General features: G+C 61.1%; 10 protein-coding genes. All 10 read right to left on the bottom strand.

From position 1 onward, the window contains the following. Nucleotides 1-266 precede the first annotated feature (266 nt). On the bottom strand, nucleotides 267-737 hold the full coding sequence (locus NEZ08_RS08240) for a hydrogenase maturation protease (RefSeq protein WP_298106117.1): 471 nt from the start codon (nucleotides 735-737) through the stop codon (nucleotides 267-269). 23 nt (nucleotides 738-760) lie between these two features. After that, nucleotides 761-2,050, bottom strand: a complete 1,290-nt coding sequence (locus NEZ08_RS08235) for a Ni/Fe hydrogenase subunit alpha (RefSeq protein WP_298106116.1) — start codon at nucleotides 2,048-2,050, stop codon at nucleotides 761-763. Then, nucleotides 2,040-2,816 carry an oxidoreductase gene (locus NEZ08_RS08230; RefSeq protein WP_298106115.1) on the bottom strand — a complete coding sequence of 259 codons (777 nt, stop codon included), beginning with the start codon at nucleotides 2,814-2,816 and terminating at the stop codon, nucleotides 2,040-2,042. Before NEZ08_RS08230 ends, NEZ08_RS08235 begins: the two co-directional genes overlap by 11 nt. Before the next feature lies 1 nt (nucleotide 2,817). Further along, nucleotides 2,818-3,666: an FAD/NAD(P)-binding protein gene (locus NEZ08_RS08225; RefSeq protein ID WP_298106114.1), complete on the bottom strand. Its 849-nt coding sequence runs from the start codon at nucleotides 3,664-3,666 to the stop codon at nucleotides 2,818-2,820. A gap of 1 nt (nucleotide 3,667) precedes the next feature. Beyond that, on the bottom strand, nucleotides 3,668-4,126 hold the full coding sequence (locus tag NEZ08_RS08220) for a cyclic nucleotide-binding domain-containing protein (RefSeq protein WP_298106113.1): 459 nt from the start codon (nucleotides 4,124-4,126) through the stop codon (nucleotides 3,668-3,670). Continuing rightward, nucleotides 4,113-5,315, bottom strand: a complete 1,203-nt coding sequence (locus tag NEZ08_RS08215) for a 4Fe-4S dicluster domain-containing protein (protein WP_367278390.1) — start codon at nucleotides 5,313-5,315, stop codon at nucleotides 4,113-4,115. Before NEZ08_RS08215 ends, NEZ08_RS08220 begins: the two co-directional genes overlap by 14 nt. Before the next feature lie 24 nt (nucleotides 5,316-5,339). Continuing rightward, nucleotides 5,340-5,771 carry a universal stress protein gene (locus tag NEZ08_RS08210; protein ID WP_298106112.1) on the bottom strand — a complete coding sequence of 144 codons (432 nt, stop codon included), beginning with the start codon at nucleotides 5,769-5,771 and terminating at the stop codon, nucleotides 5,340-5,342. 225 nt (nucleotides 5,772-5,996) lie between these two features. Next, nucleotides 5,997-7,262 (bottom strand): (Fe-S)-binding protein, encoded by a 1,266-nt coding sequence (locus NEZ08_RS08205; protein WP_298106111.1) that lies wholly within the window; start codon nucleotides 7,260-7,262, stop codon nucleotides 5,997-5,999. Nucleotides 7,263-7,266: 4 nt separating this feature from the next. After that, nucleotides 7,267-8,994, bottom strand: a complete 1,728-nt coding sequence (locus tag NEZ08_RS08200; RefSeq protein WP_298106110.1) for a nickel-dependent hydrogenase large subunit — start codon at nucleotides 8,992-8,994, stop codon at nucleotides 7,267-7,269. Beyond that, nucleotides 8,991-9,180: hypothetical protein (locus NEZ08_RS08195; RefSeq protein ID WP_298106109.1), on the bottom strand; the 190-nt coding region annotated here is incomplete at its 5' end. The genes NEZ08_RS08200 and NEZ08_RS08195, both read right to left, overlap by 4 nt.

The raw sequence follows: 9,180 nt of genomic DNA, 5'->3' as shown, positions 1-9,180 counted from the left end.
GGCGTTCCGGCATGGCAAGTGACGATGCGCGTTAGCTGTCGCAGACGTTGTCAATGCGACCCGACTAAGTCTTGGAAGATTGGTTCGTTTTCCTCACGGTGCCCGTCTCAGGCGCGGCTCGATGCTCTCATCCATCCGATGCGCCGAGTTGTTGCCGCAGGTTGTGTGCACGCCTACGAGCTTGATCTTCTGTAAAGGAGCACGACCAGCTTTTTCTGGAATAGTGGCTACGAAATCCTGGCCGTGTGCATGTTGCCCTCGACTAGCTACATCGTTGCTCCCGCTTCGACCCAGCTCAACCGGTCGACCTCTTCGATGATCCGTTCAGCGACATCGGCAGCTGCTTTGGCTACCTGCGGCGTCATCGGCGCGCCGATATCGAAGCAGGCGCCTTCTACCGCATAGATGACGACGGTTTCCGGAAGCGTCTGTAACTCACGTGCCAGCGCGATCGCTTCTGCGAGGCCGAATCCGTAGCTGGACGTCAACGAAGAGCTCTCCGCCAACGCCTCGTCCGCCCCTTCAAGGCGATGGACCCGGCCCGGCTGTCCCATCGGGTTAGCAGCGTCCACGCATACCAACGCATCATAGTCCGCCCAAGTGTCCACCAGAGTGATGATATCGCCGCTGCGCACGACCAGCGTCACATTCGCAGGCAGCTGTCCCGCGAGCCGGCCGCCGATAAGCGCTCCCACTCCATCGTCGGCCCGGCCGGGGTTTCCTATTCCGAGGACCATGATTCGTCTTCGCCCAGAATTGCTCATGACCGGTTGATCTTCAGCTTCAGAAAGTGGGCGGAGCAGGAAATGCAGGGATCGTAGTTGCGGATGGCCTGCTCGCAACGGTCGCGGATGACATCATCTGGCTGATCGAGTATCGACGCGGCAACGGCGGTAAGGTCCGCTTCGATGCTTGGCTGGTTCTGTGAAGTCGGCGGGACGATCCGGACCCGCTCGATCGTGCCGTCTTCGGCGAAGTCATAGCGGTGCCAGCAGATGCCGCGCGGCGCTTCGGTGCAGCCGAAGCCGGTAGCTGCGCGAGGCACGAGCGCCACTGAAGCTTGAGCCGGCGGTTCATAGGCATCGATAATGCGGAGCGCCTCCTCGCAGGCAAAGAGGATCTCAAGGGCACGCACGACGATGCTCTTGAACGGGTTCCGGCATACCGGTTGCAGCCCCACTTCTTCGCCGAGCGCCTGGACCGTGGCGGGCAGCAAAGCGAAATTCAACGCATACCGGGCGAGGGGCCCGACCAGATAGGCGCCGCGTCGCTTCAGGAGGGAATGAAGCGCCGTCGAATGCGGAACATGCCGCTCCTCGAACTCCGATTCATACTCGGCAATGTCGATATTGATGTCGCGGCTGGAAACGAGCCGGCCTTCATTGAATGGGTATTCGTCGGGATGACGCAGCGCGACGAATTCATAATCCTGCTCGAAATCGGGGAAGGGGAAGCGTGCGACCCAGCGGACGAGGCCGGTGGCCAGCTCGCGGGCATGCTCCAGGGTTTCCGCGAGCGCTCGCAACTCGGCCCGGGTCGGCACACGATGAAAGCCGCCTGGCTTGACATTGACCGGATGGATCTCGCGCCCACCGAGCAACCGCATGATCTCATTGCCGGCTTTTTTGATCGCGAGGCCGTTGCGGACGACATCGCCATGATCGCGTGTCATCCGGATGGCATCCGGGAAGCCCAGGAAGTCGGGCGCATGCAGCATCACGACATGAAGAGCGTGGCTTTCGATCCATTCGCCGCAATAGATCAGCCGGCGCAGTGCGCGGAGCTGGCCCTCGACCTTCGCTCCAAATGCGCTCTCGATCGCGTGAACGGCGCTCATCTGATAGGCGATCGGACATATACCGCAGATGCGGGCGACGATATCCGGCGTTTCGGCATAGCCGCGTCCGCGCAGAAACGCCTCGAAGAAACGCGGCGGCTCGAAAATTCGCAGCTGCGCCGAGGCAACCTTGCCGTCGCTGATCGCGAGGTCGAGCGCACCTTCGCCTTCCACGCGGGCGAGATAATCGACCTTGATGGTCTTAGTCGGCATGAGCCTCGCTCTCCTTGCGGAACGGCTCGGTCGCGGCGTTGAAGGTCTGCAGGGCGCGGCGGATCTCGCGCGGGTTCTCGCCCAATGCGCGCCATTGTTGCGCCAGCGATGCCAAGTTGGGTGTTTCCATCGGGCCATAGCAACCATAGCAGCCCCGCCGATAGGCAGGACAGATTGCGCCGCAGCCGGCATGGGTCACCGGCCCGAGGCAAGGCGTTCCCTGCACCATCACGCAGACGGTGCCGCGCCGCTTGCATTCGACGCAGACACTATGGGCGGCGACCGCCGGCTTGCGGCCGGCGATGAAGGCCGAAATGACCTCGATCAGTTGATCCTTGTTGATCGGACAGCCGCGCAGTTCGTAGTCGACGGCAACATGCGCCGAGATCGGCGTCGACGTGGCCAGCGTTGAGATATATTGCGGCGAGGCGTAGACGGCGGAAATGAAGTCGTTGACGTCGGCGAAGTTGCGCAGCGCCTGGATTCCGCCGGCGGTAGCACAGGCGCCGATGGTCACCAGGTGCCTGGATTGCTCCCTGACCTTGATGATGCGTCCGGCGTCATGCGCGGTCGTGATCGAGCCCTCCACCAGCGAGAGATCATAGGGGCCCTCGGTGATGGCGCTCGAAGCCTCGGGAAAATTGGCGATCTCGACCGTGCGGGCCAGCGTCAGAAGCTCGTCCTCGCAATCGAGCAGCGAAAGCTGACAGCCGTCGCAGGAGGCGAATTTCCACACCGCGAGTCTTGGACGCTTTGCCTCGCTCATCTCAGATCTCCCGGACCGCAAAGAGTGATGCGATGCGGTCAAACCGCATGACGGGGCCGTCCTTGCAGACGAATTGCGGTCCGAACTGGCAGTGGCCGCAAAGACCGATGGCGCATTTCATGTTGCGCTCCATCGACAGATGGATGTGGTCCGGCGCAACGCCGGCGTCGCGTAGCGCATTGACCGCAAACCTCATCATGATCTCGGGCCCGCAAACCAGGGCGACAGTGTCGTGTGGATCGAACGAAGCACGCGCGATCAGGGCGGGCACCACACCGACGTTGCCGCGCCAATCTCTGTCGGCGTGATCCACTGTGACCTCGACGCTGATGTCCAGGTTTCGCCGCCACGCCGCAAGCTCATCGCGGTAGAGCATATCCTGTGGATGGCGGGTCCCGAACAGGATTGCAATGCGGCCATAGCGCGACCGGTTCGCGAGCACATGGTAAATGGCTGGCCGCAGCGGGGCGAGACCCAGGCCGCCGGCTACGATGACGATGTCGGAGCCTTCCGCGTCGGTGACCGGCCATGCCGTTCCGAACGGTCCGCGAACGCCGATCGCTGCTCCGACGTCGAGCGAGGTGATCGCGCGGCTCGCGGCGCCCACATCGCGGACGGTATGGACGAAGGTTCTGTCGTCCGCGCAATCGCCGCTGATGCTGATCGCAACCTCGCCGACGCCGAAGGCATAGAGCATGTTGAACTGACCCGGCGCATAGCGCGGGCGGGGTCCCTGGGATGGGGTTATTTCCAGCGTCACCGTATCGGAGAGCTCACGGCGGATGCGGTCGACGCAATAGATGCGGGGCACGAAGGGATCGCCGGACGCTGCCGGCGGCATGCGGGCCATTTCAGCGCTTTCCGTAAACATTGAGAACCTGCAGCCGTGTGGCGTGCAGCCGCTTGACCAGGATGGGCGCAAAGCGCTTCATCATCTCGTATCCCAAATGATGGTCGGCTTCGCATTTGCCGCGCAGGCATGCCGCGTCGATGCCGATCGCGCGCACGAGCTCGACTGCGCGCGCGTCAAAGGTCCAGCGATAGGGAGGGACCAGCCAGGAGGCGCCAACGATCTCGCCGGGCTCGAGCGTAGACATCACAATAGGCGGCTGTCCCGGGGACGCGATATCGAGCGCAACCTTGCCATGCCGAATCAGGAAAAATTCGTTCGCCGGCTCGCCCTCGCGAAAGAGATACTGGCCTGCGTCGAAGCGGTGGTTGCGTGCACAGCCCGCGACCAGCGCGATCTGGTCTTCGGGAAATCCGGCAAAGAAAGCATGCTCCCTCAGGATGCGTTCAAGTCCCTTCATGCTGACCTCCCGCTGCCGTCATGGGATTTGCCCGGATGGCGGCCGCTTCCTCGGTAATATCGATACCGAGAGGGCACCAGGTGATGCAGCGGCCACAGCCAACGCAGCCGGAAGTGCCAAACTGGTCGATCCAGTTCGCGAGCTTGTGAGTGATCCACTGCCTGTACCGCGAACTGCCGGTTTCCCGCACGCTGCCGCCGTGGATATAGGAAAAGTCCAGCGTGAAGCAGGAATCCCACTTTCGGACCCGCTCGGCCGTGTTGCCGGTTAGATCGCTGTGGTCTTCGACGGTGGTGCAGAAACAGGTTGGACAGACCATCGTGCAATTACCGCAGGTCAGGCACCGCGCGGCGACATCGTCCCAGCGTTGATGATTTGGGCTGGACTGAAGCAGCTCTTTGATGCCGTCGGTTTCGAGGGCACGACCCATACGGGCCCGCGTCTGCGCAATTATGGCGGCCTTGGCCGCGACGTCCGCGTCAGATGCCGAGCGGTGGGGTAGGCGGCCAAGCAGCGCAGCACCCGCGTCGCTGCCGACATCGACGAGAAAATCGTGGCGTGCCTCACCGAGCAGTTCGGTCAACACAAGGTCAAAGCCATTTTTCGCCTCTGGCCCCGTTTCCATCGAAGCACAAAAACAGGTGCCTCCGGCCTCTGCACAATTGACCGCCACGATAAATGCATCCTGGCGTCGCGCACGATAGCCGACGTCGGCATAGGGGCTGCCAATAAAGACCTTGTCCTGAATGGCAATCGCATGAAGCTCACAGGACCGCACGCCGATGAAGGCGAATTTCCGCGGTTCGCCGGCGGCCGGTGCAATCGAAAACCCGTCATTGTCACGGCGTCCGGTCCACAGCGTCTCGACTGGAGGATGGAGAAATCGCTTCCAGGAATGGGGACCGACGGCAAAGCCGAAAATCGCGTCATCTTCCCGCCGCTCTAGTCGATACTTACCAGCGTCCTGTTTGTCCTTCCACCCTGCCGGCAGTTGAGAAAGGTCTGAAATTTCTTCATAGACGATCGCGCCGTCGCGCACGGTTGGCCCCAGCACGAGATAGTCAGCGGCGAGCGCAGCAATAAGCGCCTGCAGCGCGTCACACGATATGACCGCCTTCATTGCCTTGCTCGGTGGCGCTGTAGCCGTTTGGACGGAGGCTGTTTCATCCGGCATGGCCGCCTCTCGCAAATCCCGGGATGCGGGCTACGCCCCCTAATGGCAGACGAGAACAGGAATAGCAGAATGCGTTAAGACTTTGACTGTCTGGCTGCCCAGAACGACGGCGGCCATGCCCTGTCGCCCGTGGGACGCCATGACAATCAAGTCACAACCCTTCGCTTTCGCGACGTCGATAATCCCTTTGTAGGGGAACTGGTCGACTGCGTGGACGGTCTCGCAGGGGACACTCGCCGCCCGCGCCGTATTCAAGACGCTCTCGAGCGTGGCAGCAGCAGTTCGCTTCGCACCCTCGGTGTAGGCGGTCTCCGCGCCTTCAACCATGTTCGGCTCGAACCAGTGGAACGGTTCTGAGACGGTGACCGCCGTAACCTTGGCATCAATTGTCTTCGCCAGGGAAACGCCGCTCTTCACCGCCCCTGCTGCCAGGTCGGAGCCGTCGGTTGCAATCAGTATATTCTTGTACATTTGATGACCTCGTTTGCTGCATGGAAGTGATCTCTTCGTCGCGGCTGCTATTGCGCGTCGGCAAGAATTGCAATCTCTGCGCGGAGGCACGTTGTGCCCTTGATCTACGTCAATGAGAGGAGGTCAGCGCCGTTGCGCGGGCATCTTCAGCGTCGTTACGACGCATTTTGCGTTGCGGCGACGTTGGAGATATGAGCGTGCGAAGGCATACCGGCGTATGGAGCATCACGCCGGTGTCCTGGACTGGCCGTCCTCGATCAGATGGTCTGCGACGATCTCCACCAGACTTGCCAGTCCGCCTTCCCATTTCCAGTGTGCCTTGCTTTCGTCCATCGTCAGTCGACAGTTCGAGCACGCGGAGACCATCGTCTGGGCGCCTGTTTTCTCTACCTGATCCATCTTGATCTTGAAGACCTTGTGACGAAGATCGGCCGCGCGCGCGATCGCCTGCACGCCTCCGCCACCACCGCAGCACCAGTTGAGATTTCCAGTCGGCGTCATCTCGCGAAAGTCTTTCGCAAAATCCTGCAGAACGAAACGCGCATCTTCCGTCGCGCCGCCGCGCCGGGAAACCTGGCAAGGATCGTGATACGTGATCGATGCGTCCATGGGCCTCAATTTCAGTTTGCCGTCCCGCTTGAGTTGCGCCATGAACTCGGAAATGTGCACGACCGTGTAGGGCAGGGGCCGACCGAGGATGTTGGCCGCCGACCAGCGCAGCACGCCGTAGGCGTGGCCGCATTCCGGAATCACGACAGTCTTCGCTCCGACTGCCGCGGCAGCTTCGGTAATGCGCTGAACCATGGTCCTGGCCACATCTTCCTTGCCCGCGAGGTAGCCGAAATTCGTGGCTTCATAGCCCTTTGTGCTCAGCGTCCAGTTCACGCCCGCGTGGTTCAGCAACTTGGCCATTGCGACGATGGAATCGGGGTACTTCATCGCTTCAACGGACGAGACCGTCAGCAATATGTCGGCCTTGTCCTTGTCGAGCGCGATGGGCACTTCGTGCTCGTCTTCCAGCCATTCGATCCGATCGCGCAGCTTTTCGGCGGTCACGCCCAGCGGGCTGCCATGATCGCGTGAATTGTCGGCAGCCTGCAAAAGGTCCTCTGGACCAAGCCCCGCCTTTATGAAGGCCTGTCGCGCGCCGCGCACGATGGAGGCAATGTCGATACCCATCGGACAGACCGTGGTGCAGCGCCCGCACAGGGTGCAGGTGTCGAACAGCAGTTCCTCCCACTCCTTGAAGTCCCGTTCCGTCACGCCTGGTGCAAAGAGAGAAAGCGGAAATTTCTGGCGGCGATAGGCCTTGGCTATTGGAAACAGCTTATAGGCGGGTGTATGCCGCGGATCGCCGGAAGCCTGGTAGAAATGACAGGCATCTGCGCAATTGCCGCAATGAACGCAGGCCTCGAGGTAGCTGACGAGATGCTCTTCGGTGTGCGCCAGGAATGTCCGGGTGGCTGCTCCGACGTCGACCTTGCCGCTCATCGCCTTACCTCACCCGCAATTGCATCAGCTCTTCGCCGTTGGGGTCGACCACGTGTACCGCGCAGGCGATGCAGGGATCGAAACTGTGAATCGTGCGCTGGATTTCAAGCGGCTGTTTGGGATCGTGGAGCGTGTGGCGATCCATGAGAGCTGCTTCATAAGGTCCGGGCTGCCCCTTGGAATCGCGAGGGCCCGCGTTCCAGGTCGATGGCACAACAGCCTGATAATTGTCGATCCGCTTGTTTTTGATCACCACCCAATGGGCGAGCGCCCCGCGCGGCGCTTCCATGAAGCCGACGCCACTGGCCTCCACCGGCCAGGTTGAGGGATCCCATTTACCCGGATTGTGAACCGCAAGGTCGCCCGCACGAATGTTGGAAACAAGATGCTCGTACCAGGTCGGCATCTGATCGACGATGATCTTGCATTCCAGGGTGCGGGCCGCGGTGCGGCCCATGGTCGAGAACATTGCCGTCAAGGGCAGATCGAGTTTGCCGAGCGCATAGCCGGCTAGTTCGCGCGTCGGCTTGTGTCCCTTGGCGTAGAGCATCAAGACGCGCGCGAGCGGTCCGACCTCCATCACGTGACCTTTCCAGCGCGGTGACTTGAGCCAGGAATAGCTCTTATCGACGTCGAGTTGCTCGAAAGGCGGTGTGGGGCCGGTGTAGTTCAGATTGGTTTCACCGCTATATGGATGAAGTCCCTTTTCCTTGCCGCCGGCGTAGTCGTACCAGGAGCGCGAGACGAACTCCTGGATTTCATCCGGATTGTTCATGTCGATGGGATGAATTTTGGTCAGGTCCCTGTCGAGGATCGCACCCGCCGGGATCAGCCAGCTAGCCGGATCGTCCATGCCTTTTTCGGGGAAGTCGCCAAAAGTGAGGAAGTTGCCGACGCCTTCGCCGCGCGCAAACCAGTCCTTGTAGAAGGAGGCGATGGCCAAGGTATCCGGCAAATAAACCTGCTCGACAAAGTCCTTCATCCGGCCGATGACGGTCTTCACCGTCTGCAGGCCGTTCATATTGACAGCGGTTCCGCCGCTATCGAGGCTGATCGCTGAAGGTGCGCCGCCAACCAGAAAATTCGGATGCGGGTTCTTGCCGCCGAAGATCGTGTGGAGTTGCACCACCTCGCGCTGCCAGGCGAGCGCTTCCAGATAATGCGCGACCGCCATCAGGTTGGCTTCCGGTGGCAGCTTGAATTCGGGATGGCCCCAGAAGCCGTTGGCGAAGATGCCGAGCTGCCCGCCTTCCACGAAGGCCTTCAGCTTTTTCTGGGTGTCGGCGAAGTAGCCCGGGCTCGACTTTGGATAGCTCGAAATCGATTGCGCGAGCTGCGACGTTGCGGCGGGATCGGCCTTCAGCGCCGATACCACGTCGACCCAATCGAGCGCGTGCAAATGATAGAAGTGCATGACATGGTCGTGCACATGTTGCGCGGCAATCATCAGATTGCGGATCAGCTGCGCGTTCGGGGGGATGGTATATCCCAGCGCATTCTCTACCGCGCGGACGCTGGCAATGCCGTGGACAAGCGTGCAGACGCCGCATATGCGCTGCGCAAAAGCCCATGCATCGCGAGGATCACGCCCTTTGAGAATTAGTTCGATCCCGCGCACCATCGTGCCGGAACTGTATGCAGCCGTTATAGTGCCCTGAGGGTCGGTTTCTGCTTCGATCCGCAGGTGCCCTTCGATCCGCGTGATGGGGTCGACGACGATACGCTGGTTCATATCTCGACTCCGCGGCGGCTGTAAAAGATGCCGGTTTCGCTTCGCGTGAGGAAAACGAGGAAGGCGTGCATCAGCTTTCCGAACGGGAACCAGATCAGGAACAGGCAGACGCTGAGGATGTGGATGGCGAGCAACGTCTCATAGGGCGCCCACAAGTGGCTCACCGCGATCACCCCGGTCAGCACC

Source organism: Bradyrhizobium sp. (assembly GCF_027451485.1).
Lineage (GTDB): Bacteria > Pseudomonadota > Alphaproteobacteria > Rhizobiales > Xanthobacteraceae > Bradyrhizobium.
This window is presented reverse-complemented; position numbering and strand designations above follow the sequence as displayed.